This window comes from Sphingomonas sp. Leaf17 (assembly GCF_001421505.1).
In the GTDB taxonomy this organism is placed as follows: Bacteria; Pseudomonadota; Alphaproteobacteria; order Sphingomonadales; family Sphingomonadaceae; genus Sphingomonas.
This window is the reverse complement of sequence record NZ_LMKL01000004.1, coordinates 357,331-381,233: the sequence shown is the minus strand read 5'-3', so window position 1 is coordinate 381,233 and position 23,903 is coordinate 357,331. Positions and strand designations below refer to the sequence as shown.

General features: G+C 66.0%; 19 protein-coding genes and 1 pseudogene. 6 read left to right on the top strand and 14 right to left on the bottom strand.

Annotated elements, in window-relative coordinates:
• Positions 1-216 precede the first annotated feature (216 nt).
• The 4 genes from recA to ASE75_RS05920 all read right to left on the bottom strand — a co-directional run bounded on the left by recA (position 217) and on the right by ASE75_RS05920 (position 5,704).
• Positions 217-1,302, bottom strand: a complete 1,086-nt coding sequence (gene recA / locus ASE75_RS05935; RefSeq protein WP_082463827.1) for a recombinase RecA — start codon at positions 1,300-1,302, stop codon at positions 217-219.
• A gap of 301 nt (positions 1,303-1,603) precedes the next feature.
• Complete coding sequence (locus ASE75_RS05930) at positions 1,604-2,428, bottom strand: 4-(cytidine 5'-diphospho)-2-C-methyl-D-erythritol kinase (protein ID WP_055930378.1); 825 nt, start codon at positions 2,426-2,428, stop codon at positions 1,604-1,606.
• Positions 2,425-4,002, bottom strand: coding sequence for a hypothetical protein (locus ASE75_RS05925; RefSeq protein ID WP_235512525.1), 1,578 nt, complete (start codon positions 4,000-4,002; stop codon positions 2,425-2,427). The genes ASE75_RS05930 and ASE75_RS05925 overlap by 4 nt, the downstream gene beginning before the upstream one ends.
• A 46-nt stretch (positions 4,003-4,048) precedes the next feature.
• A complete protein-coding gene (locus ASE75_RS05920; protein WP_055931057.1) occupies positions 4,049-5,704 on the bottom strand; it encodes an electron transfer flavoprotein-ubiquinone oxidoreductase in 1,656 nt (551 codons plus the stop codon).
• A 121-nt stretch (positions 5,705-5,825) separates the two neighbouring features.
• Here ASE75_RS05920 and ASE75_RS05915 point away from each other — a divergent pair, with 121 nt between their 5' ends.
• From ASE75_RS05915 to moaB, 3 genes are read left to right on the top strand one after another with little or no spacing between them, the layout of a single operon-like run.
• A complete protein-coding gene (locus tag ASE75_RS05915; protein ID WP_055930375.1) occupies positions 5,826-6,599 on the top strand; it encodes a uracil-DNA glycosylase family protein in 774 nt (257 codons plus the stop codon).
• A complete protein-coding gene (locus ASE75_RS05910) occupies positions 6,596-8,476 on the top strand; it encodes a lytic transglycosylase domain-containing protein (protein ID WP_055930371.1) in 1,881 nt (626 codons plus the stop codon). Before ASE75_RS05915 ends, ASE75_RS05910 begins: the two co-directional genes overlap by 4 nt.
• A complete protein-coding gene (moaB, locus tag ASE75_RS05905; RefSeq protein ID WP_055930368.1) occupies positions 8,466-8,993 on the top strand; it encodes a molybdenum cofactor biosynthesis protein B in 528 nt (175 codons plus the stop codon). The genes ASE75_RS05910 and moaB overlap by 11 nt, the downstream gene beginning before the upstream one ends.
• 124 nt (positions 8,994-9,117) lie before the next feature.
• On the opposite strand, the gene ASE75_RS05900 is transcribed toward moaB, so the two are convergent.
• Together ASE75_RS05900 and ASE75_RS05895 are read right to left on the bottom strand one after the other, a co-directional pair.
• Positions 9,118-9,672 carry a YbjN domain-containing protein gene (locus ASE75_RS05900; RefSeq protein WP_082463826.1) on the bottom strand — a complete coding sequence of 185 codons (555 nt, stop codon included), beginning with the start codon at positions 9,670-9,672 and terminating at the stop codon, positions 9,118-9,120.
• Positions 9,673-9,754: 82 nt separating this feature from the next.
• The gene (locus tag ASE75_RS05895) at positions 9,755-10,087 is read right to left on the bottom strand and encodes a VOC family protein (protein WP_055930362.1); all 333 of its coding nucleotides are present in this window, start codon (positions 10,085-10,087) and stop codon (positions 9,755-9,757) included.
• Between the two features lie 56 nt (positions 10,088-10,143).
• Between ASE75_RS05895 and ASE75_RS05890 the strand changes: the two are divergent.
• A pseudogene (locus tag ASE75_RS05890) lies at positions 10,144-10,377 on the top strand (PA0069 family radical SAM protein); the annotation flags it as partial.
• A gap of 50 nt (positions 10,378-10,427) precedes the next feature.
• Here the strand turns inward: ASE75_RS05890 and ASE75_RS15380 are convergent.
• Positions 10,428-10,847, bottom strand: a complete 420-nt coding sequence (locus ASE75_RS15380; protein WP_156340206.1) for a hypothetical protein — start codon at positions 10,845-10,847, stop codon at positions 10,428-10,430.
• Between the two features lie 105 nt (positions 10,848-10,952).
• On the opposite strand from ASE75_RS15380, the gene ASE75_RS05885 reads away from it, so the two are divergent.
• Positions 10,953-12,020 (top strand): PA0069 family radical SAM protein, encoded by a 1,068-nt coding sequence (locus ASE75_RS05885; RefSeq protein WP_055930356.1) that lies wholly within the window; start codon positions 10,953-10,955, stop codon positions 12,018-12,020.
• Positions 12,021-12,038: 18 nt separating this feature from the next.
• Here the strand turns inward: ASE75_RS05885 and ASE75_RS05880 are convergent, their stop codons facing one another.
• Entirely contained in the window at positions 12,039-13,634 is a 1,596-nt protein-coding gene (locus ASE75_RS05880; protein WP_055930354.1) for a long-chain fatty acid--CoA ligase, read from the bottom strand.
• A gap of 36 nt (positions 13,635-13,670) precedes the next feature.
• Entirely contained in the window at positions 13,671-17,168 is a 3,498-nt protein-coding gene (gene dnaE / locus ASE75_RS05875; protein WP_235512524.1) for a DNA polymerase III subunit alpha, read from the bottom strand.
• A gap of 93 nt (positions 17,169-17,261) precedes the next feature.
• Between dnaE and ASE75_RS05870 the strand changes: the two genes are divergently transcribed.
• Positions 17,262-17,834 (top strand): HdeD family acid-resistance protein, encoded by a 573-nt coding sequence (locus tag ASE75_RS05870; RefSeq protein WP_055930351.1) that lies wholly within the window; start codon positions 17,262-17,264, stop codon positions 17,832-17,834.
• Between the two features lie 9 nt (positions 17,835-17,843).
• On the opposite strand, the gene ASE75_RS05865 is transcribed toward ASE75_RS05870, so the two are convergent.
• The 5 genes from ASE75_RS05865 to ASE75_RS05845 form a co-directional block, all read right to left on the bottom strand.
• On the bottom strand, positions 17,844-18,323 hold the full coding sequence (locus ASE75_RS05865; protein WP_055930348.1) for a glutathione peroxidase: 480 nt from the start codon (positions 18,321-18,323) through the stop codon (positions 17,844-17,846).
• A complete protein-coding gene (locus ASE75_RS05860; RefSeq protein WP_055930345.1) occupies positions 18,320-18,922 on the bottom strand; it encodes a GNAT family N-acetyltransferase in 603 nt (200 codons plus the stop codon). Before ASE75_RS05860 ends, ASE75_RS05865 begins: the two co-directional genes overlap by 4 nt.
• Positions 18,919-19,593, bottom strand: coding sequence for an ABC transporter ATP-binding protein (locus tag ASE75_RS05855; RefSeq protein WP_055930342.1), 675 nt, complete (start codon positions 19,591-19,593; stop codon positions 18,919-18,921). The genes ASE75_RS05860 and ASE75_RS05855 overlap by 4 nt, the downstream gene beginning before the upstream one ends.
• Complete coding sequence (locus ASE75_RS05850; protein ID WP_055930339.1) at positions 19,586-20,836, bottom strand: lipoprotein-releasing ABC transporter permease subunit; 1,251 nt, start codon at positions 20,834-20,836, stop codon at positions 19,586-19,588. The genes ASE75_RS05855 and ASE75_RS05850 overlap by 8 nt, the downstream gene beginning before the upstream one ends.
• 490 nt (positions 20,837-21,326) lie before the next feature.
• Positions 21,327-23,756, bottom strand: coding sequence for a TonB-dependent receptor (locus ASE75_RS05845; protein ID WP_055930336.1), 2,430 nt, complete (start codon positions 23,754-23,756; stop codon positions 21,327-21,329).
• Between the last annotated feature and the right edge of the window lie 147 nt (positions 23,757-23,903).

Genomic DNA, 23,903 nt, shown 5'->3' with positions numbered 1-23,903 from the left:
ACAATCCGCAGGACCGATTCGACGTTTACCGTCCTTGCAACTGACCCCTACTGATTTCTCCGATATCCCGGGCCTGACCCGGGATGACGATCGAAAAGACGTTGTCCGGGTGAGCGTCGGTCCTGCCTGAACCGTGCGGACCAGATATGGCACCACGAAAAAAGGCCCGCCATCATGGCGAGCCTTTTTCTTTCTTCCGATCGGCAATCGCACCGATCAGACATCGTCCTCGTCGCTGGGGCCGACCATCAGTTCCTCGGCGACCTTGTCGGTCCGGTGGCGGATCGCCGCCTCCAGCCGGTCGGCCATCTCGGTATTTTCCTTCAGGAACGCCTTCGCATTCTCGCGGCCCTGACCGATGCGGACGCTGTCATAGCTGAACCACGACCCCGATTTCTCGACCAGCCCGGCCTTGACGCCCAGATCGAGGATCTCGCCGATCTTCGACACGCCCTGCCCGTACATGATGTCGAACTCGACCTGCTTGAACGGCGGCGCGACCTTGTTCTTCACCACCTTCACGCGGGTGGCATTGCCGACCACGTCCTCACCGGTCTTGATCGCACCGGTCCGACGGATATCGAGCCGGACCGAGGCGTAGAACTTCAGCGCGTTACCACCGGTCGTCGTCTCGGGATTGCCGTACATCACGCCGATCTTCATGCGCAGCTGGTTGATGAAGATCACCATGCAGCGCGACCGGCTGATCGACCCGGTCAGCTTGCGCAGCGACTGCGACATCAGACGCGCCTGAAGCCCGACATGGCTGTCGCCCATCTCGCCCTCGATTTCCGCGCGCGGCACAAGCGCCGCGACCGAATCGACCACCAGCACGTCGATCGCGTTGGAACGGACCAGCGTGTCGACGATTTCCAGCGCCTGCTCGCCGGTGTCCGGCTGCGACACGATCAGTTCGTCGATGTTGACGCCCAGCTTCTTGGCATAGACCGGGTCGAGCGCGTGTTCGGCGTCGACGAACGCGGCGGTGCCGCCACCCTTCTGCGCTTCGGCGATGACGTGCAGCGCCAGCGTCGTCTTGCCCGAGCTTTCCGGGCCATAGATCTCGATCACGCGGCCGCGCGGCAAGCCGCCGACACCCAGTGCGATGTCTAGGCCGAGCGACCCGGTCGAGATCACCTCGACCTGCATCGTCTCCTTGGACCCCAGCTTCATGGCCGACCCCTTGCCGAAGGCACGGTCGATCTGTGCGAGGGCGGCTTCGAGCGCCTTGGCGCGGTCAGCGGTCTGCTTGTCGGTTGCGCTTGCCATGCCGGAATTGATTACCTTCAGATTGGCGGCCATTTATCGCTCCCGTCGCTAAAGCATCTGTGCGTCGCGTACAACGCGTCATGCACCATGTATTGCATTTGTTCCTGCGGAACAAGTGGCGAACGAAATAATCGGTCCGGAATGCAAAATGGGGCGGCCATCCGATTGGACGACCGCCCCGAAATGGCTGACGCCCGGCGGGTGCCGGGGATCATGGTCGGGCGTGGGGCCTTGCGGCGACGGACCCGATTGCTCGTTGCCAGACAAGCCCAGAATGCCGTGGATTTCCAGTGTCCGCGCCGTGACCCACTGTCCCGCTGCGGCACAGCGATGCTCAGCTCAGTGTCGATTCGAGGCACCACCAGCCTTGCACTGCGGCCGTCCGCGCTGCCCTGGCACGGTCGGCGGCGGAGTCGAACAAGGCGAAACACGTCGCACCCGATCCCGACATGCGCGACAGGATCATCCCCGGCGCCGCGTCGAGCAGTTCGCGCACCGCGCCGATGACCGGTGCGACCGCGCGCGCCGGCGGCTCCAGGTCGTTGCGCCCGCCACGCGCCATCGCCAGCAGGTCGCCGTCGCCAATCGCGCCGCGATCGACCCCGTCCCATCCGCCGAACACCGCCGCCGTCGATACCCCGACCCGCGGATTGACCAGCAGGATCGGCGTGCCGGACAGCCCCTTCAGCATGCGCAGGTCATCACCCCTGCCCGTCCCCAGCGCGGTCCGCCCCGACAGGCAGGCGGGCACGTCGGCGCCAAGCGCGGCGGCGATCGCCACCAGCTGCGGCGCATCCCGGTCGATCCCGCGCCACCGCGCCAGCGCGTGCAAGGTCGCCGCCGCATCCGCCGACCCGCCGCCGATACCCGACGCGACCGGCAGATGCTTGTCCAGCCGGATCGCAAAAGATTGATCCACGCCGAACGCCCCCGCAAACGCAGTCGCGGCGCGCTGGACAAGATTATCGTCGCCGGTCGACAGTCCGGCCGAAAACGGTCCGGTGATCGTCAGCGACCCCGTATCGGCCGGGGTCAGCGACACCGTGTCGCCATCCGCGCAGAAGGCGAACAGCGTCTCGATCTCGTGATAGCCATCGGCGCGACGGCGTCGGACGTGCAGTGCCAGATTGACCTTCGCCGGCGCGGTTTCGAAGATCACCGCGAACGTTCCTTTGCGGTGGCCAGTCCGCCCGCGATCTTGCCGGCAAGCCGTGCGTCGGTCGTGGCATCCGCCACCACGGCCGCCGCGCGCCAGGCGTAGCGTGCGTCATATCGCCGCCCGAGCGTCCAGTAGGCATCGCCCAGATGCTCGGCGATCTCGGCGTTGGTGGGGGCGGCGGCGGCGGCCCGTTCCAGCAGCGGCAGCGCGCGCGCGCTGTCGCCGGTCAGGTGATAGGCCCAGCCCAGCGAATCGATAATCGACGGATCGTCTGGCTTCAACGCCCGCGCCCGCTCCAGCATCCGCGCCGATGCGGCCATGTCCTCGCCCCGCACGATCCGCGCATAGCCCAGATAGTTCAGCGCCAGCGGTTCGGCCGGGGCCAGCGCGACCGCCCGGACCAGCGCGGGTTCGGCGCGCAGCCACTGCCCCGCCTCGTCCAGCGCGCCGCCATATTGCAGCCACGCCGCCCAGTCGTCGGCGGTGTCCGGGGCCTTGGTGACCCGCGCATACCAGGTCGCCGCCTCCGCCGGGCGCGCTGCGGCGGTCAACAGGTCGGCGTACCGCTGCCAGTCGTCGGGGCCGGCGTCGGCGCGGTCGGCAAGCGCGCGCGCCTCGACCAGCGCGGTTTCGGCCAGCACCGGGTCGGATCGCCCGGCCAGCGCGAGTACCGCAACCCGCGCCGCCGCGACCGCCCCGGCATAGGGGCCTGACCGGTCGATCGCCGCCAGCACGGACAGCGCATCGTCCGTCGCCCCGCTGCGCGACAGGGCATCGGCCAGGATCAGCCGGGCACGGTCGTTGGCCGGATCGGCCACCAGCGCGATCCGGCCCAGCGCGATCGCCATCGTACCCGTTTCGCCGGTCGCCAGATCGGCGGCGACGCGGGTGAAGATACGCGAAATGCCGAACGCCATGCTCGGCCGGACGCCGGGGGCCTTGCGCAACGCCGCCAGCATCGGCGCATCGCCCGGCAACAGGGCCGCTGCCTGTTCGCCGCGTCCCTGCCCGGCCAGCAGGCGTGCGACCGCGATGCGCAGGTCGAGCGGCGCGCGCGCGCCGCCCAGGGCGTCGAGTCCGGCCAATCCCGCATCGACCTGTCCGCTGGCGATCAGCAACTGGACCCGCGCCTCCGCGGTGAAGCGGCGGGCGACGGCGTCGTCGCTGACCGGCCCGGCCGGCGCAGGCGATGCGCGCCCCTCGGTCAGCGCGATCCAGCCCTCGATCGCCGGCGTCAGCGCCATCAGCGGTCCGGCCTGCAACCGTTGCACGGCCAGCCGGGCCATACGCGGGTCGCCGGCATGCGCGGCATCGGCGATCGCCAGCAGGGCCACGTCCGCCGGTGCCACGCCTGCCGCCTGCAACACGCCGGCCGCACGCCGGGCCAGCGCGATATCCCCATGGTTGAGCGCCGCGCGGTAGGCGGGCGCGGCGATGACCGGATTGGCCGGCGATGCCGCCAGCGCCGTCGCATATGCATCGAGCGCGACGGCGGGACGGCCAGCGGCCTCGGCGGCGCGACCACGCAGATAGGCGGACAGGTCGCCGGTATCGGCCCGGGCCGGCACGGCCACGACGCCGAACGTCGCCGTGTTCAGACCCAGTGCGAAGATCAGATGCTTACATATTGGGATAGTTCGGGCCTCCGCCGCCTTCCGGTACGACCCAGTTGATATTCTGGGTCGGATCCTTGATATCGCAGGTCTTGCAGTGGACGCAATTCTGCGCGTTGATGACGAACTTTGGATCGCCCGTCTCCACGCCCACGACCTCATAAACGCCGGCCGGGCAATAACGCTGCGCCGGTTCGTCATACAGCGGCAGATTATGGCGGATCGGGATGTCGGGATCCTTCAGCGTCAGGTGGACCGGCTGGTCCTCCTCATGGTTGGTGTTCGACAGGAACACCGACGACAGCCGGTCGAAGGTCAGCACCCCGTCCGCCTTGGGATAGACGATCGGCGCGACCTCATCCTTGCGCCACAGGCTTTCGTGATCGGGATGATGACCGAGCGTGAACGGCATCTTGATGCCGATATGCTCGGCCCACATCGTGACGCCGGCCAGCGCCGATCCGACGAAATCACCAAACTTCTTGACCAGCGGCACGACGTTGCGGACGACCGACAGCTCCTTCTTCACCCAGCTCGCCTCGAACGCGGCGGTATAGGCGGTCAGCTCGTCATGCTCGCGCCCCTCGCCGATCGCCGCGAATGCCGCCTCCGCCGCCATCATGCCGGACTTCATCGCGGTGTGCGTGCCCTTGATCCGCGGCACGTTCAGGAACCCGGCCGAACAGCCGACCAGCACGCCGCCGTTGAAGGTCAGCTTCGGGATCGACTGCAACCCGCCGTCGTTGATCGCGCGCGCGCCGTACGAAACGCGCTTGGCCCCCTTGAGCAGTTCGGCGATCTCCGGGTGCGTCTTCCACCGCTGCATTTCCTGGAACGGCGACAGATACGGGTTGCGGTAGTTCAGCCATGTCACGAAGCCCAGCGCGACCTGGCCATTGGCCTGATGATAGATGAAGCCGCCGCCGTTCGCGCCGTCACCCAGCGGCCACCCCTGCGTATGGATCACCCGGCCGGGCGCGTGCCTGGCGGGGTCGATGTCCCACAATTCCTTGACGCCAAGGCCGTAGACCTGCGGCTGGCTGTCCTTGGCCAGATCGAAGGTGCGGATAATCTCCTTGGACAGGTGCCCGCGCACCCCTTCCGCAAAGAAGGTGTACTTCGCGTGGAGTTCCAGCCCCGGCGTATAGTCGCCCTTGTGCGTGCCGTCGCGTGCGACGCCCATGTCGCCGGTCGCGACACCCTTCACCCGCCCGCTGTCGTCGAACAGGATTTCGGCCGCCGCGAAACCGGGGAAGATCTCGACGCCCAGTTCCTCGGCCTGTCCCGCCAGCCAGCGGCACAGATTGGCAAGGCTTCCGGTGTAGGTGCCCTTGTTGTGCATGAACGGGGGCGTCAGGAAATGCGGCAGCGAGCGGCGCTTGGTCGCGCTCAGCACCCAGTGCTGGTTGTCGGTCACCGGCACTTCGGCCAGCGGGCACCCCTGGTCGCGCCAGTCGGGGAGCAGCTCGTCGAGACTGCGCGGGTCGATGACCGCGCCCGACAGGATGTGCGCGCCAACCTCCGACCCTTTTTCCAGGACGCAGACCGACAGCTCGCGCCCGGCCCCGGTCGCCAGCTGTTTCAGGCGGATCGCGGCACTCAGGCCCGCCGGGCCGGCACCGACGATCACGACGTCGTACGGCATGGATTCGCGGTCGCTCATCATCACTCTCCCGCAGGCGCCCGCGCGGACCCGTCGGTCGGGCGCGCAGCGGCAACGTCCTGTCCGTCAAGCCACTCAATCAAGTTGACCGCCACGTCAACCGGGCAGCTATAGGGTGGTCATGGGGGCAGATCAGGCAATAGACTGGGCGGCATTGACCGCGAGCACGCTGGACTGGTGGCAGGAGGCCGGCGTCGACGTGCTGGTCGAGGACGCGCCGCGCGACTGGCTGGTCGTGGAGGAGCCGGTGATCCTGCCGCCCCCCGCAAAGCCTGCGCCGGTCGCCGACGTTACGGCATCGCCGCCTGCCACGGCACTCGCGAGCGACGTTCCCGTGCCGGCAATGCCCGATACCATCGCCGCCTTCCTCGACTGGCGTGGCGGCCCCCATGCCCCGGAGGCCGGCTGGCCGGGCGCGACCATCCTGGCCAGCGGCCCGGTCGACGCGGCGATCATGGTGCTGGTCGACCAGCCCGACCGCGAGGATTGCGACGCGGAAAAATTATTGTCGGGCACCGTCGGGCGGCTGTTCGACCGCATGCTGGCGGCGATCGGCCAGTCGCGTGATTCGGTGCATGTCGCGTCGGTATGCGTCAAACGCCCGGCGGCGGGGCGTGTCGCGCGCGATCTCGACGCCCGGCTGGGTGAAGTCGCCCGCGCCCATGTCGCGCTGGTCGCGCCGAAACGCCTGTTCCTGATGGGCAATGCGGCGAGCCGTGCCGTCCTCGGGATGGATTTCATGAGCGCGCGCGGTACTTTACACCGCTTTAACTATGGTGATGCGCATAGTGAGGCCGTGGCAAGCCACCACCCGCGCTTCCTGATCGAAAAGCCGATCGCGAAGGCCGATGCGTGGAAGGATTTGCAGCTGCTGATCGGGGGACTGACCGAATGATCCGCACTTTGAGCCTGGCCGCGAGCCTCGTTCTCGTTACGTCGCCCGCGCTGGCCGCTCCGGCCGAAGCCGGGGACAACGGCGATGTGCGCACGATGCCGGCCGCGCAGGCCCCCATTCCGGGCCAGATGGACGCGACCCAGCGCGAGAATTACCGCGCCGTCTTCGCCGCCATCCGCGACGGCAAGTGGACCGATGCGCAGTTGCAGCTCGACGCGATGAAGCCCGGCCCGCTGCATGCGATCGCCCGCGCCGAACTGTACACCGCCAAGGGATCGCCCAAGGTTGCGCTGGAACCGCTGGTCGCCCTGCTGAACGAGGCACCCGAGCTGCCACAGGCGGCGCAGCTTGCCCGCATGGCCCAGAGCCGTATGGGACAGAGCCGTATGGGGCAAAGTCAGGGGGGCGCGGTCGAACTGCCGCCGCTGCCCGTCGCACAGCGGCTGATCTGGCAGGATGGCGCCCCCCGTCGCGTCCGCGCCGCCAGCGTCAAGAGCGACATGATCGCCGCCGACCTCGCCGTGAAGATGCAGCCCTACGTCAAGGGCGACATGGCCCCGGAGGCGCAGGCCCTGCTCGATGCGACCGCCGGCCTGACGCCCGATGCGCAGACCGAATGGCAGGCCAAGATCGCCTGGATGTATTTCCTGCGCGACGACGACGTGAACGCCCGCGCAATGGGCGCGAAGGCGGCATCCGGCACTGGCGACTGGGCGACCAGCGGGCGCTGGACCGGCGCGCTGGCCGCGTGGCGTCAGCAGGATTGCAGCGCGACCGAAAGCAGCTTTGAAAACGTCGCGGCGCGGGCCGGCGATGTCGATATGCGCGCGGCCGCCCTCTACTGGGCATCGCGCGCCGACATGGCCTGCGGACGACCCGACCGGGTCGAGGCACGGCTGAAGTCGGCGGCGCAGTTCACCGAGAGTTTCTATGGTCAGCTCGCGCGTCAGGCCTTGGCCATGCGCGACAAGGGCAAGCCGCTTGGCGGCCTCGTCGCGACCGACTGGGTCGCGCTCGACAAGCGACCCAATGTCCGCGTCGCGGCCGCGCTGGTCGAGATCGGCGAGAGCGAACTGGCCGACGACGTCATCCGGCAACAGGCACGGATCGGCGACCCGCGCGAATTCGGCAATCTTGTTCGCCTCGCCGAATCGCTCGATCTGCCATCGACCACGGTGTGGCTGGCGCATAATTGCCCCAGGGGCGTCACCGCCACGGCGGAGGCGCGCTATCCGACGCCGAACTGGACACCGGACAGCGGCTGGCGCGTCGACAAGGCCCTCGTCTATGCGCACACGCTGGAGGAATCCGGTTTCCGCAACAAAGTCGTCAGCCCGGCCGGCGCGTACGGCCTGATGCAGATCATGCCGGCCGCGGCGACCGATTTCGCGCGCGAACGCGGTCTGGGATCGCTCGACAAGCAAGCGCTGACCAAGCCGTCGACCAACATGGATATCGGTCAACGTCACCTGGAGCGCCTGCGCGACATGGCCGGCGTGACCGGCGGGCTGCTGCCCAAGGTGATCGCCGCCTATAACGCCGGTCCGCGCCCGGTCGGCGACTGGAACGCCATCGTCCACGATCACGGCGATCCGCTGCTCTACATCGAAAGCATCCCCTATTGGGAAACGCGCGGTTACGTGACCACCGTCCTGCGCAATTACTGGATGTACGAGGGCCAGGCCGGCAAGTCGGCATCGGCCAGCCGCAAGGCGCTGGCGCAGGGCATGTGGCCGCGCTTCCCGGGCCTGCCCGGCGCGACCGCCATCCGCATGAACGCGCAGCCCAATGTCCGCGCCTCCGCCAACGCCAGCCGGGCAACGATCGCGATCAACGCCGCGGTGGGCGCGCAGTCGACGGTGACGCGTGCCGATTGATCCGACGCTGACGTTCCTGCCGGTCCGCATTGCCGTCCTGACCGTATCCGACACGCGAACCATTGCCGACGACCGGTCCGGCGATACGCTGGTCGCGCGACTGATCGAAGCCGGCCATATGCTGGCCGATCGGGCCATCGTCCGTGACGACGTGGACCTGATCGTCGCCCGGCTGCACGGCTGGATCGACGATCCGCAAATTGATTGCATCATCACCACCGGCGGCACCGGCGTCACCGGTCGCGACGTCACGCCCGAGGCGATCGACCGGATCGCCGACAAGAGGATCGACGGCTTCGGCGAGCTGTTCCGCTGGCTCAGCTATGCCAAGATCGGCACGTCGACGGTCCAGTCCCGCGCCTGCGCCTGCGTCACGCGCGGCACCTATATCTTCGCGCTGCCCGGTTCGACCGGCGCGGTGAAGGATGGTTGGGACGGGATACTGCGCGAGCAGCTGGACAGCCGCCACCGCCCCTGCAACTTCGTCGAACTGATGCCGCGCCTGCTGGAACGGTGATCTGCCGCTGACGGCGGCGGCCCTTGGGTAGCGACACTGGTCTCAATCAGCGGCATATTCCCAAGATCCGGGACGACCCGCCGGGATCGGCCAAGTCCCGGATCCCGACAATCTCGACACACGTTCAGATTTTTGGCGCGGTTTTGCCCGGAGAAGGTGCAGCCGCGCCAGCCTTGGCGGCAACCGGATTGGCGTCGAAATATTTGCCAAGCTCGCCCAGCATCGCGCTCCACCAGTCCAGCACGTCGCCGAAGTTCTTGCGGTTCACGCCGCCGATCGTCGCCAGATCATAGCGCACCTCAACCGATCCGCTCTTGGAGATCGACATCTGCATGAACCGCTTGTTCATGTTCCACTGGTTGGCGAATGCGGCATCCCGCCCGTCACTTTTGAACGAGGCGTAGAGCTGGATCGAATCGCACTGCACGGCCTTCTCGCACCCGTAGAAATACACGGTGAACGTGTAGCCCGCCGCCGCGCTCTCGATCATCGGATCGCCGGTCGCGTCCTTGGAGATCAGCGCCTGATAGCCAGCCTTCATCATCGCCGCTGCGACCGACGTCGGATCGCTCGCGCAGATCATATCCTTTTCGCACGGCACGACATCCTTGGCCTGCGCCGGCCCTGCCGCCATGCCGGCCATCACCATCGCCGCAACCGTCGCCAAAACCGTCCGCATACAGCCCCCCCCTCTTGTGCTCACCAGCTGCGCTCACCCGCCGCAACCATAGCGGACACGGCCGCGCGCTCAATCCCGCCCGTCAGTCCGCCTGCATCACCGCCAGTTCGTGACCGTCGGGATCGCGGAAATGAAATCGTCGACCGCCGGGAAACGCAAAGACCGGCACCGTAATCGTGCCCCCGGCCCGCTCGACCGCCGCCTGCACGCTGGCAAGATCGTCGACCTCGATCACTGGCAAAGGCCGTGTCACCCGGTCCGCCCCGGCATCCAGCCCGACATCGGTATCGCCGGTGGTCGTGGCCGCATAATCGGGGCCATAGCCTGTGAAGGTCCATGCAAACGCCGCTGTGTAAAAGGCGCGGCTGGCCGCCAGATCACCGGTCGGCATCTCCAGATACTGCAATCGCGCCATTGCCATCCCCTTTTCCTGTTCTTGCTATGTTCTGCATCGCGAACTATGATTTGTCAATGACCCATCGCCGACCTTCGCGTGGAGCCACGTCGAATATCGTAAGCGGCCGGTTTGCCTTGGCGCAGGTCGAGGCGGACGGCGACTGGCTCGATGCGCGCGCCGATCTGGACGAAGTGCCGCCCCCCCTGCGCACCACCGTCACCGTCGAACACCCGAAAACGATCATCACCCGCAACACCTCCCCCGACGTGCCGTTCGACCGGTCGATCAACCCCTATCGCGGCTGCGACCAGCCCCGCAACGGTTATGCGAGCGTCCGAAGATGGTGGAATGCTGGCGTTCAAAGCCGTTTTGGAAGTGACTGATTGGTGATCGTCCGCTTTGGGTCTCGTGGCACTGGAAGAAGGCAATTCGCCCGGTAGACAGTCGTCCACTGGCCGGTATCGAGAAGCTGGAGGGCGCGTCCGCCAAGCGCGACACGCACTATTCGCGCGTCGCCTGCAACCCATGCATCCAGTGCACGCTCGAAAGTGAGGGCGCTCTTTTCGAATGGAAAGAAGTTCGACCAGAAGTCAGCAACGCCGAAATTGAGTTCGTCACCATTTTGAAGGCCAAGAGTGATGGGAAACGATAGCCCATCTTGTTCTGGAAACTCCCAAAGCACCTCAATGGGAGCGTCGGGGACAACGGTATAAACAAGCCTATGCCTCTCGGCGAAGCGAGTGAAAAGGGCGGTAGCTTCCTCGCTATGGTCGATCATGCACGGCGTTATCGCTCACCGACCCAATGTCCGCAATTAGGCGTTTTCAGACATTGCGCTACGGCTCGCGCTTGCACACTTGTTCGTGCTATGTTCTAATAATTAATGACCAAAAACGTAGGTCGTGGCGCGACCGAGAACACAATCAGCCGGCGGTTCAACCTACCTGACCGGGAACCCGACGGCGACTGGCTGGACGAGCGCCGTCTGATCGACGGTGCGCCGCCGAAGCAGCGAACCACCGTTACCGTGCTCAAGCCGAAGACCATCGTCACCTACAACACGTCGCCGGACGTCCCGTTTACCCAGTCCATTAACCCTTTTAACGGCTGCGAGCATGGGTGCGTTTACTGTTTCGCGCGGCCAAGCCATGCCTGGCACGACCTGTCGCCGGGGCTGGATTTCGAGAGTCGGCTGTTTGCCAAACCCGATGCGGCGGCGCTGCTGCGAGCGGCACTGGCCAAACCCGGATATGCCGTCGCGCCGATCGCGCTCGGTACCAACACCGATCCCTACCAGCCGATCGAGGCAGACTGGGCGATTACCCGGTCGATCGTCGCGGTGCTGGCCGAAACCGGGCATCCGCTGACCATCACGACCAAGTCCGACCGGATCCTGCGCGACCTGGACCTGCTGGGTCCGATGGCCGAGCGCGGGCTGGTGTCGGTGGTCGTGTCGATCACCAGCCTGGAGCCGAAGATCGCGATGACGCTGGAGCCGCGCGCCCCCCACCCCGAACGGCGGTTGCGCGCGGTGCGGCTGCTGGCCGACGCCGGCATCCCCGTGCATGTGTCGATCGCGCCGGTCATCCCGGGGATCACCGACCACGAGATCGAGCATCTGCTGGAGCGCGCGGCGCAGGCCGGGGCACGCGCCGCGTTCTTCATGCCCGTCCGCCTGCCGTGGGAGGTTGCGCCGCTTTTTCGCGCCTGGCTGGACACGCACTTCCCGGATCGCGCCGACAAGGTGATGGCGACGATCCGCTCGATCCGCGGCGGGCGGGACAACGACCCGGCTTTTCACTCGCGAATGAAGGGCCAGGGTCCAGGGGCGGACCTGTTGCGGACACGGTTTCGGATCGCCTGCCGCCGGCACGGCCTGAATGCCGAGCGCATTGTCCTGCGAACCGACCTGTTCCGCCCACCCGCCAGCGCACAGGGCACGCTGTTCTGATCGCGCGGCCACCACCGGTCAGGCCGTGGCGAGCGTGAAATCCTTATACTGTTCACGCAACGCGGTCTTCAGCAGTTTGCCGGTCGCGGTGTGCGGCAGCGAATCGACAAAGACGATCGCATCCGGCAACCACCAGCGCGCCACCTGTCCCGACAGATGCCCGGTGATCGCCGCCGCCGTCACCTCGCTTCCCGGCTTGCGCACGACCAGCAGCAGGGGCCGTTCGTCCCATTTCGGATGATCGACCCCGATCGCGGCGGCTTCCGCAACGTCGGGATGGCCGACCGCCGCGTTCTCCAGCTCGACCGAGCTGATCCATTCACCACCCGACTTGATAACGTCCTTGGCGCGGTCGGTGATCTGCATCGTGCCGTCCGGGTGGATGACCGCAACGTCGCCGGTGTCGAACCAGTTGTCGCCGTCGATCGCCGGGCCGCTCTCGTCCTGGAAGTAGCGCTGGATGACCCACGGTCCCCGGCAATGCAGCCGGCCCGAGCTTACCCCGTCGCGCGGCTGTTCGGTCCCGTCGTCGTCGACCACGCGCAGTTCGACCCCGAAGGGCACCCGGCCCTGACGCGCGACCTGATCGACCTGCTGGTCGAACGTCAGATCGTCCCAATCGGCGGAGCGCGCGCCCATCGTCCCGATCGGCGACGTCTCCGTCATGCCCCAGGCGTGGTTCACGCGGATGCCGGATCGCATCAGCCGCTCGATCATCGCGCGCGGTGCAGCGGACCCGCCGATTGTGACGAGTTCCAGATGCCGGGGCTGTTCGCCGGTCGCGTCGATATGCCCGAACATCCCCATCCAGACGGTCGGGACGCCCGCCGAATGGGTCACCTTCTCATCGTTCATCAGCGCGCACAGGACGGCAGGCTCGTTCACGGCGGAGAACACGAACTTCACGCCCGCCATCGCCCCGGCAAAGTTCAGCCCCCAGCCGGCGGCGTGGAACATCGGCACGATCGGCATCACGACGGACCGCGTATCCAGCCCGAACACCGCCGGCTGAATCTCCGCCATCGCATGGATCACCGACGACCGATGGCTGTACAGCACGCCCTTCGGATTACCGGTCGTGCCGCTGGTGTAGCACAACATGCACGGTTCGCGCTCGTCGCCCTCTGCCCAGGCATAGTCGCCGTCCTGCGCATCGACCATGGCGCGAAACGAATCCGGGCAGTCACCATCCATCACCACATAATGGTCGATGCTGGTCAGCCGGTCGCGCAGCCGGTCGACGATCGGCTGGAACGCGCGATCATAGAGCAGCACGCGGTCCTCGGCATGGTTGGCGATGTAGACCAGTTGATCGTCGAACAGCCGGGGGTTCAGCGTGTGCAGGACGCCGCCCATACCGATCACGCCGTACCACGCGGCCAGGTGATGGCCGTGGTTCATCGCCATCGTCGCAACCCGGTCGCCGCGCTTGATGCCAAGCGCTTCAAGCGCCTGCGCCAGTCTGCGCGCGTCGCGTGCAACGCCCGCCCAGTCCGACCGGGCTTCGCGCCCATCGGCCCATCGCGTGATGACCGGCCGGTCGCCATATTCGCGCGCGGCATGGTCGATCAGGCGCGGCACCCGCAATTCGAAATCCTGCATTGACCCAAGCATCGCTCTCTCCCGCAGACGCCCGGTGCACCGGGCATGCTATCCGACGAGCGCGAGCCTCGTTTCGGAGGCCTTCAGCGCAACGTCGGCGATACCGTGCAACGTCTCGATCCGGGCCGCAAGTTCGGCGTCCAGCAGGAAGTCGCGCCCCAGCAGCACAACCGCCTCCCCATCGCCCAGCGGCAGGCGCGCGCGCACCTCGCCACGCCCGCCACGATGATCGGCGAGCATTGCAGCCAGCGCGGCGAACGCGCGCTGGTCGGCGATCCTCACCTCGATCACGAACCGCGCGTTGCTGGCCAGCGTTTCGAACGGCTGGATTCGCGCGACCGACACGCGCGGCGTGTCCTCGCCCGGCTTGCGGTCGAGTTCGACCGTCACCAGTCCGCATCCGCCGACCTTGGCCGCCTCCTCCAGATCGCGGGCGACCGCATCGTCGAAACAGGTCGCGGCAAACTGTCCGCTCGCGTCCGACAGCATCGCCATCATGTACCGCTTGCCGCGCGCGGAGGTTCGCCAGCGCGCATCCTCGACCAGCACCGCCATCGTCGCGCCGGCCCGGCTGCCGTCACTGGGGATCGCGAGTTCGGTCAGCGCGGTATAGCTGCGCGCGCCGTGGCTCTTGGCGATATGCGCATAGCGATCGACCGGATGCGCGGAAAAATAGAAGCCGAACGCCTCCTTTTCCTGCTCCATTCGCTCGGCCAGCGTCCAGCGCGCGGTGGTCGACAGGCGGATCGCATCGCCGGCCGGCTCCGCGTCGCCGAACAGGCCACCCTGCCCGCTGGTCTTGGCCGCATGAGTTCGCGCGGCGATGGCAAGAATGGTCTCTGCGGCCGCATGGATCCCGGCGCGATTGGGATCGAGCGCGTCGAACGCGCCTGCTGCCGCCAGCGTCTCGACCTGGCGCTTGTTCAGCAGGCGCGGATCGACGCGTAATGCGATCGCATCAAGACCGGGATAGGGACCATTGGCCTCGCGCTCGACCACCAGCTTTTCCATCGCCCCCTCGCCGACGCTTTTCAGCGCGGCGAGCGCGAAGCGCACGGCGAGGCCGTCGGCGGTTTCCTCGACGTCGAACTCGGCCTGGCTCGCATTGATGCACGGCGGCAGCACGGCCACGCCCATCCGTCGCATATCGTCAACGAAGATGTTCAGCTTGTCTGTCTGCGCCATGTCGTAACACATCGAAGCCGCGTAGAATTCATGCGGATAATGCGCTTTCATCCACGCGGTCTGATAGGCCAGCAGCGCGTAAGCCGCGGCGTGACTCTTGTTGAAGCCATAGCCGGCGAACTTGTCAATCAAGTCGAACAGCTCGTTCGCCTTCGCCTTGGGGATGCCGTTCACCTCGGCGCATCCCTTGACGAAAATCGCGCGCTGCGCGTCCATCTCCGCCTTGATCTTCTTGCCCATCGCGCGGCGCAGCAGATCCGCGCCGCCCAGCGAAAAGCCGGCCAGGATCTGCGCGGCCTGCATCACCTGTTCCTGATAGACGAAAATCCCGTAGGTTTCGGACAGGATCTGTTCGAGCAGCGGATGCGGATAGGCGATATCCTCCTGCCCGTTCTTGCGCCGGCCGAAGCTCGGGATGTTGTCCATCGGCCCCGGTCGATAGAGCGACACGAGCGCGATGATGTCGCCGAAATTGGACGGCTTCACCGCCGACAGCGTGCGTCGCATCCCCTCGGACTCAAGCTGGAAGACGCCGACGGTGTCGCCCTTCTGGAGCAGCGCGTAGACGCCCTCGTCGTCCCAGGTCAGACCATCCAGATCGACAACTATCCCTCGCTTCGCAAGCAGTTGCAGGCCCTTCTTCAGCACCGACAGCGTCTTCAGGCCAAGAAAGTCGAACTTCACCAGCCCCGCGCCCTCGACATATTTCATGTCGAACTGGGTGACCGGCATGTCGGACCGGGGATCGCGGTACAGCGGCACCAGTTGCGCCAGCGGACGGTCGCCGATCACGACGCCGGCGGCATGGGTGGAGGAGTGGCGCGGCAGCCCCTCCAGCTTCATTGCAAGATCAAGTAACTTCCGTACCTGATTGTCATTGCTGTATTCCTTCGCCAGATCGCTGACACCGTTCAACGCGCGATCCAACGTCCAGGGATCGGTCGGATGGTTCGGCACCAGCTTGGCCAGCCGGTCGATCTGGCCATAGCTCATCTGCAGCACGCGGCCGGTATCCTTCAGGACGGCACGCGCCTTCAGCTTTCCGAAGGTGATGATCTGCGCGACCTGATCGCGCCCGTATTTTTCCTGGACATAGCGGATGACCTCGCCGCGGCGGGTTTCGCAGAAGTCGATGTCGAAATCGGGCATCGACACGCGCTCCGGGTTCAGGAATCGCTCGAACAGCAGGCCCAGCTTGATCGGATCGAGATCGGTGATCGTCAGCGCCCAGGCGACGACCGACCCCGCGCCCGAACCACGACCCGGGCCGACCGGGATGTCATGGTCCTTCGCCCATTTGATGAAATCCGCGACGATCAGGAAATAGCCGGGAAAACCCATCTGGACGATGACGTCGACCTCAAACGCCAGCCGCGCGCGATAGACCGCGCGCCAGTCGGGATCGTCCGCCGGTTGCGTCCCCAATTGCTCGATCCGGTCGAGCCGCGCTTCAAGTCCGGCAGCGGCATCGTCGCGCAACATCTTGGCTTCACCCGACAAATCGCCCGCCAGCGTTGGCAGGATCGGCTTGCGATACGGGGCCATCACCGCGCACCGTTGCGCCACGACCAAGGTGTTTTCGATCGCTTCGGGCAGGTCGGCGAACAGCGCCTTCATGGTGTCGGCGGACTTCAGCCATGCGTCGGGGCAACTGCGGATCCGGTCCGCGCTTTCGACATAGGTCGAATGGGCGATGCACAGCATGATGTCGTGAGCATCCCCGAACGCGCTTTCGGCAAAGCAGCACGGGTTGGTCGCGACCAGCGGCAGGTTGCGGGCATAGGCCAGGTCGATCAGCGCTCCCTCGGCCGCCGTCTCGGTCGCGTCGTTGCGGCGAGCCAGCTCGATATACAACCGGTCGGGGAACAGCGCCTGCAACTGATCGAGATAGGCGAACGCACGCTCGGGTTGCTGCTCGGCGAACAGGCGGGCCAGCGCCCCCTCCCCACCTGCGGTCAGCGCGATCAGTCCGTCGGTCCGCCCGGCCAATGCGGCCATCGACACATGCGCCGCCTGCTCGATCGGCCGGTCGAGATGCGCACGCGACACCAGCGCGCACAGATTTTCGTATCCGACCATGTCCTGCGCATACAGCGCGATCCAGTCGATCGCGTCGATCCCCTCGGGCATGTCGGGGCGCGACACGCCCAGCATGGTGCCGATGATCGGCTGGACGCCGTCCTTCTTCGCCGCGTCGGAAAACGCCATCGCCGCATACAGGCCGTTGCGGTCGGTCAGCGCGGCGGCAGGAAAGCCCTGCTTGCGCGCATGGGCGGCGATCGCCTTTGGCTCGATGGCGCCATCCAGCATGGTGTAGGACGAAAAGATACGAAGCGGTACGAACCCGGAGTGCATGGCCATGACCTAGGCCTTGCGGGATGATTCTACCAGCGGTCCGGAACTCCCGGCGCGACGGGCCGTTGCGCGGAAACTTTCATCGGCGAGGCACGGATCATGACGGATACACGCAATTTCGGCTCCGCGACGCCAAAGGTCGGCGCAGGCTGGGGCTGGATGCTCGCGTCGGGCGTGTTGTCGGCACTTCTGGGATTGGCCGCGTTCGTGTGGCCGTTCGCCGCGACCTATGCCGCGACGCTGGTGATCGGCATATTCTTCCTTATCGCCGGCGGCGTGTCGATCGCCGCCGGACTGGCGGGGCGCAGCCATGAGCGGCGTGGGTACGCGATCGGGTTCGGCATCCTGTCGCTGATCGTCGGGATGGTCATGGTATTTGCGCCAGCGACGGCAGCGCTGTCGCTGACCTTGATGGTTGCGCTCTGGCTCGGCCTGCGCGGCGCGATGGAGATCGGGTTTGGCACCCGTCTGAAGCGGGGACGCGGCTGGATGATCGGGCTTGGCATCCTGAACATCGTGCTCGCGGTCATCGTGTTGTCGACCCTGCCATTTTCCGCGCTGACGCTGCCCGGCTATATCCTCGGGATCAGTTTCCTGTTCAGCGGCATCACGTCGATCGCCGCCGCGCTGGACCACCGCAAGGGCGCGGCCGCGTTCGGATCGCCGGCCTGAACCGTCGCCCTACAGCAGCGCCTCGATCTCGGCGCGCAGATCCTCGGGTTTGGTCGTGGGGGCGTGACGTGCGACCGTATGGCCGGCCCGGTCGACCAGAAACTTGGTGAAGTTCCACTTGATCGCCTTCGTGCCCAGCACGCCGGGTGCGTCTGCCTTCAGGCGATCGAACAACGGGTCGGCGGAACCGCCGTTTACGTCGACACGCGCGAACACCGGAAAGGTGACGTCGTAAGTCAGCGAGCAGAAGCTGGCGATTTCGGCGGCATCGCCCGGTTCCTGCGCGCCGAACTGGTTGCACGGAAATGCCAGCACCGCGAATCCACGTTCGGCATAGTCGCGGTGGAGCGCCTCAAGACCGGCATATTGCGGCGTAAACCCGCATTTCGAGGCGGTGTTGACGATCAGAAGCACCTGGCCGGCGTAATCGGCCAGCGACACGCTGCCGCCATCCGCGCCCTTAACCGTGAAATCCGTTATGCCGGTCATGCCGAATACCTTCCGCGGGCGAGCAGGAATTGCAGGTTCTGCCGGACCGCCGGCCACTCGCGGTCGAGGATGCTGTATACGACGGTGTCACGCAACCGGCCATTCGCCATGACCTGATGCCCCCGCAACAGGCCGTCGCGCTTGGCCCCAAGACGCTCGATCGCGCGCTGGCTGGTCAAATTGAGCGCGTCGGTGCGGATCTGGACGCACTGGCATCCCATGACGTCGAAGGCCTGCGTCAACAGCAGCAACTTCGCCTCGGTATTGACGCCGGTCCGCTGCACCGCCCTGGCATAGAATGTGCCCCCAATCTCCAGCCGCCGATGCGCCGGGGCCATCCGCATGAACCGCGTACTGCCGACCACCATGCCCGCCGGATCGCACACCGCGAACGGCAGGGCGCGGCCATCGGCGTGATCGCGCTCGACCGCATCGAACCAGCGGTCCGGTGTCTTCAGCATCGACACATTGGCGTAGAACAGATCCCACAGATCGCCCGCCGACGCCGCTGTGACCAGATCACCCTCGTCGTCGCGCACCAGCGGGCGCAGGGTGACGTGCCGACCGACCAGCGTTGGCGTGTCGGTCCAGACGGTCACGTCAGCGTGCCCTCATGCAGGCGGACCAGCCGATCCATCTTCAGCGCCAGCCGTTCATTGTGGGTCGCGACCAGCGCCGCCGTCCCCTCCTCGCGCACCAGCCGCAGGAACTCGCCAAGCACGATGTCGGCGGTGTGCTCGTCCAGATTACCGGTCGGCTCGTCGGCCAGCACCAGCGCAGGCCGGTTGGCGAGCGCGCGCGCGACCGCGACACGCTGCTGCTCGCCACCCGACAACTGGCTCGGCCGATGGGTCAGCCGGTGGCCGAGGCCGAGCGCGGTCAGCAGGTCGGCGGCCCGCAACGCGGCGATATCACCCTCCTCGCCCTTCACCAGTTGTGGCAGCACGACATTCTCGGTCGCGTTGAAATCAGGCAGCAGGTGGTGGAACTGATAGACGAAGCCAAGGCTGTCACGGCGCACGACGGTGCGGCCGTGCGCGTCCAGCTTCGACGCCTCCTTACCGGCGATGCGGATCGACCCCTCGAACCCGCCCTCCAGCAGGCCGACCGCCTGTAGAAGGGTCGACTTGCCCGAACCGGATGGTCCCAGCAGCGCGACGATCTCGCCCGGCGCGATCGTCAGGTTGACGCCGCGCAGAACGTGGATGGTTTCCTCACCCTGCCTGAAGCTGCGCGCCAGCCCGGTGGTCTGGAGGACGGGTTCACTCATAACGCAACACCTGTACGGGATCGGTACTCGCCGCCTTCCACGCCGGATACAGCGTGGCCAGGAAGCTGAAGATCAGTGCCATCAGGGTGATGACGGTGACCTCGACCGGATCGGTCTTGGACGGCAGTTCGGTCAGGTATCGGATCGACGGATCCCACAGGTTCTGGCCGGTCACCAGCTGGATGAAGTTCACCACCCCCTGCCGGTAGAACAGGAACACGAACCCAAGGCCCAGCCCCGCGATCGTACCCAGCGCACCGATCGTCGTGCCGACCACCATGAAGATCCGCATCAGCCCACCACGAGTCGCCCCCATCGTCCGCAAAATCGCGATGTCCCGCGTCTTGGCGCGCACCAGCATGATGAGTGACGACAGGATGTTGAACACCGCGACCAGGATGATGATCGACAGTACCGTGAACATCGCCACCCGCTCGACCGCCAGCGCCTCGAACAACTGCGCGTTCATCGTCCGCCAGTCGGCGATCAGGCCGCGCCCGCCGATCTTCTGCGCCAGGGGCCGCAGGATCTGGTCCACCTTGTCCGCATCGGTCGTCTGCAGTTCGACCATCCCGACATTGTCGCCGAGCAGCAGCAGCGTCTGCGCATCCTCGATCGGCATCACGACATAGGCCTTGTCGTAATCGTACACGCCGATCTCGAAGATCGCACCGACGGTGTAGGCGACATAGCGCGGCATGGTGCCGAACGGCGTCGTCGCGCCGGCCGGATTGACCAGCGTTATGCTGCTGCCAACCTGTGCGCCCAGCGCCTCGGCGAGTCGCGAGCCGATGGCGATCCGGCCGCTGCCGGCAGTGATCGACGCCAGCGATCCCAGCACGATCTTGTTCTGGATCGTCGAATTGCGGCGGATATCCTCCACGCGCATCCCGCGCACCAGCACCGCCTCGACCCGGCCGTTATAGGTGGTCATCAGCGGCTGTTCGATCATCGGCACCGCGCGCGTGACGCCGGGCGTCGCCTTGGCCTGCGCCACGATGTCGCGCCAGTCGGGCAAGCGTCCACCGATGCCCTGCACTACCGCATGGCCGTTCAACCCGACGATCTTGTCGAACAGCTCGGCGCGAAAGCCGTTCATCACGCTCATCACGATAATGAGCGCGGCAACACCCAGCATCACCGCCACCAGGCTGATGGAAGCCACGAGAAAGATGAAGGCTTCCCCCTTGCCCGGCAGCAGATAGCGCCGGGCGATCATCCGTTCGTAGCGCGACAGGATCATGGGAAAAACAGGTCCGATAGGTAGGGTATGTTGCCCGGCTCTACGGCGGGCCGAACCGGCTGGCAACCGATGGTCACGCTGTTGCGGATTCGCCACAGCATCAGGGCAATCGTGGCGATGACGCCGCAAAGCCCGTGACAACAGCCGCCATGTTTCCTAGCAACACAATCACTGAGACACAGGCAATGGCCGTGGTTCGGGGATAACTCCAACGCCCCGCCGCAAAGGCGTGAGGGCGAGAGTGGGACAAGGGGGCTGACGAGCGATCGTCACGCAGGCGCCCGGATCGGAAACGGTCCGGGCGTTTGCTTGTCCGGCATCATCGAATACTTTCCACTGGCATCGGTTCTTTGCAAATCCGACCGGGTCACCCGTCGGATTCTGTCGTCAGGCGGCTGGCACCGGGCAGGGCGCGGGAGCTTCCAATTCACGCCCCCTGCCCGGCTCCAGCCCGCCCGTCACGGGTGTGGAACGTCGAAGCTGAACCGGATCAGAACGTCTTTGACAGGGTCACGCCATAGGTTCGTGGATCGCCCGGCTGACCCACGACCAGTCCGGTGCTCCCCGACTGGGTGGCGAGCAGTTCGTAATAGTCGGTGTCGAACGCATTGCGCAGCCAGCCAAAGACGTTCCAGTCGCCGTCCTTGCGATACCCCAGCCGGAAATTGGTCAGCGCATAGCCGTCGATATCGGTCGCGATCGACCGCGACGGGTTGGATGAGAAGGTCGACCGATAGCTGCCATCGACGCCGGCGTAGAACTGGCCATCGATCCCGAACAGGCTGGCGGGAAAATTGTATTCGCCACCATAGGAAAACGCCCATTTGGAAACGCCGGGAAGGATCTGGCCCGAGATATCGCAATTGGCCGGGCTGGCCCCGCCTGCCGTACCCGCCGCGCTGGCCGGATTGGTGGCGCTGGCCGCGCTGCCGCCCGACAGTTCGGGCGGGCATGGCGCGTCGACGAACTTGGCGTACTTCGCATCGGTGTAGGCGGCGTTGACGTAGAGGTTCAACCGTTCGGTCGGGCGGAAGGCGACATCGGCCTCCACGCCCTTCACCCGAACCTTCGCGGCATTGGCCAGATAGCCGCGCAGAACCCCAAGCTGTCCGTTGGTGACCGTCGCCTGATAATCGCCGATCTCGGTCCAGAAGGCGGCAAGATTGACCGTGGCGCGGCGGTTCAGGAACTGCGTCTTCAGGCCAAGCTCGTAATGATTGACCGTCTCCGGCTTCACCGTGCTGGCGGACAGGATCGGCATGTTGGCGGCGTCGAGCGGCAGGCCCGACAGGTTGATGCCGCCCGATTTGAAGCTGCGCGCATAGGTGGCATATCCATGGACATCGTCGCTGAAATCATAGGCTGCCGTCACGTCGCCGGATACATTCCAGTCATCGAAACTGGGGTCGTAGCTTTGCGGGGCCAGCACGCCGCGCTGGTCACTGTTCAAGATGCTGCTGCCAGTGCCGGTCACAACGGTCGAGACATAGGATCCATCCTTCTTGTCATAGTTGACGCGCAGCCCCGGCTGGATGCTGAAGCGGTCGGTGACATGCCAGGTCAGCTTGCCGAACGCGGCAGCGCTGGTGTTGGCAAAGCCGATCGTGTTGGTCGAGCGCAGGCCGTTCAGGACCGCGGGATTGTTCGCGTTGGTTGATATCGGGTTCAGCAGCCAGCGGCTCGCGGCGCTGCCCTGGACCTGCAACCCCTGCGTGTCGATCGTCTGGTGAAAGTAGAACAGACCGCCGACATAATCGACGGTGTTGGTCCCGTTCGACGCATAGCGCAGTTCCTGGCTGACCTGGCGCTGTTGCGACGGATTGGCCGACACCGACGTGATCGGCAGGCCGGTGAAGTCGCGGTCGTTCGACGGGTTCCAGTTCCAGAACCGCCACGCGCTGACCGACGTCAGCGTGCCCGGCCCGACATCCCATTCCGCCAGCAGCGACAGCCCGCCCAGTTCCTGCTTCGCTCGCAGCGGCGTGTCGAGGTCTGTCACCCGGTCGAACGCATTGGTGCTTGGCGGGGCATAACCGAAGGCGCGGGCCAGGGCCGCATATTGCCGGCTCAGCGGGCGCTGGGTTGGACCGGTGCGGGCATAGATCTGCGCGCAGCAATCCGGGTTCTGGTAGTTGTAATCCCCCGACAGCGTCAGGTTCAGGGTCGGCATCGCCCTCCACAGGATGCGGCTGCGGAGCGACAGGTTGTCCTGCGAATTGACATAGTGCCGCGAGGTCACGTTGTAGATCGTGCCGCGCCGGCTGGTATAGCCCGCGGACAGGCGGATCGCGACCGTGTCGTCGACCAGCGGCCCGGACACCGACGCCTTGGCCTGGACGAAATCGAGATTGCCGTACGTGACCTCCGCGCGCGCCTCGGGCGAAAAGCTGGGCGGGCGCGACGTCACGTTGATCGCGCCGGCCGTGGTGTTCTTGCCGTACAGCGTCCCTTGCGGTCCGCGCAGGATTTCGACCCGCTCGACATCGGTGAAGTCGAACGTCGCGGCGGCGATGCGCGCATTGTAGACCTGATCGACATAGATGCCGACGCCCTGTTCGATACCGTCGTTGGTCAGCCCGAACGGCGCCCCCAGCCCCCGGATGTTGGCGGCCGAATTGCGCGGGTTGGTCGAATAGAATTGCAGGCTGGGCTGCAACTGCGTCAGTCGGCCGACATTATAGGCCCCCGTCTCGGCCAGCGCCGACCCGCCGATGACCGACATGGCGATCGGCACGCGCTGGATCGATTCGGCGCGGCGGCGGGCGGTGACGATGATTTCCCCGCCGGCATCGCCGACCGCCGGCCCGGCCCGGCCTGTTTCATCGCCCTGGTCCGATTGCGTCGGTGCGGGTGTGGGGGGCGGCGGCGGAACGCTCACCGGCGCGGATTGCAGCAGGATGAGAGCGATGGTGATCGACATGACGAAGGCCCCTGAAGTGTAGTCCAGGCAATCGTCCACTGATTCGATGGGAAATGAAAGCGTGACGGCGTTGCCGCCACTAAAGCTGAACTTTACGACCTATTTTTCGTGCCGCCCGGATCTTGACGCCGCCGTGACGGCTCCCAT

Excerpts from the sequence above, each read along its gene's own strand:
- recA (WP_082463827.1), bottom strand. The coding sequence starts at position 1,302 with ATGGCCGCCAATCTGAAGGTAATCAATTCCGGCATGGCAAGCGCAACC.
- ASE75_RS05920 (WP_055931057.1), bottom strand. The coding sequence starts at position 5,704 with ATGAGCGACCGCGAATCCATGCCGTACGACGTCGTGATCGTCGGTGCC.
- ASE75_RS05915 (WP_055930375.1), top strand. The coding sequence starts at position 5,826 with ATGGGGGCAGATCAGGCAATAGACTGGGCGGCATTGACCGCGAGCACG.
- ASE75_RS05910 (WP_055930371.1), top strand. The coding sequence starts at position 6,596 with ATGATCCGCACTTTGAGCCTGGCCGCGAGCCTCGTTCTCGTTACGTCG.
- ASE75_RS05900 (WP_082463826.1), bottom strand. The coding sequence starts at position 9,672 with ATGCGGACGGTTTTGGCGACGGTTGCGGCGATGGTGATGGCCGGCATG.
- ASE75_RS05895 (WP_055930362.1), bottom strand. The coding sequence starts at position 10,087 with ATGGCGCGATTGCAGTATCTGGAGATGCCGACCGGTGATCTGGCGGCC.
- ASE75_RS15380 (WP_156340206.1), bottom strand. The coding sequence starts at position 10,847 with ATGATCGACCATAGCGAGGAAGCTACCGCCCTTTTCACTCGCTTCGCC.
- ASE75_RS05885 (WP_055930356.1), top strand. The coding sequence starts at position 10,953 with ATGACCAAAAACGTAGGTCGTGGCGCGACCGAGAACACAATCAGCCGG.
- ASE75_RS05880 (WP_055930354.1), bottom strand. The coding sequence starts at position 13,634 with ATGCTTGGGTCAATGCAGGATTTCGAATTGCGGGTGCCGCGCCTGATC.
- dnaE (WP_235512524.1), bottom strand. The coding sequence starts at position 17,168 with ATGGCCATGCACTCCGGGTTCGTACCGCTTCGTATCTTTTCGTCCTAC.
- ASE75_RS05870 (WP_055930351.1), top strand. The coding sequence starts at position 17,262 with ATGACGGATACACGCAATTTCGGCTCCGCGACGCCAAAGGTCGGCGCA.
- ASE75_RS05865 (WP_055930348.1), bottom strand. The coding sequence starts at position 18,323 with ATGACCGGCATAACGGATTTCACGGTTAAGGGCGCGGATGGCGGCAGC.
- ASE75_RS05855 (WP_055930342.1), bottom strand. The coding sequence starts at position 19,593 with ATGAGTGAACCCGTCCTCCAGACCACCGGGCTGGCGCGCAGCTTCAGG.
- ASE75_RS05850 (WP_055930339.1), bottom strand. The coding sequence starts at position 20,836 with ATGATCCTGTCGCGCTACGAACGGATGATCGCCCGGCGCTATCTGCTG.
- ASE75_RS05845 (WP_055930336.1), bottom strand. The coding sequence starts at position 23,756 with ATGTCGATCACCATCGCTCTCATCCTGCTGCAATCCGCGCCGGTGAGC.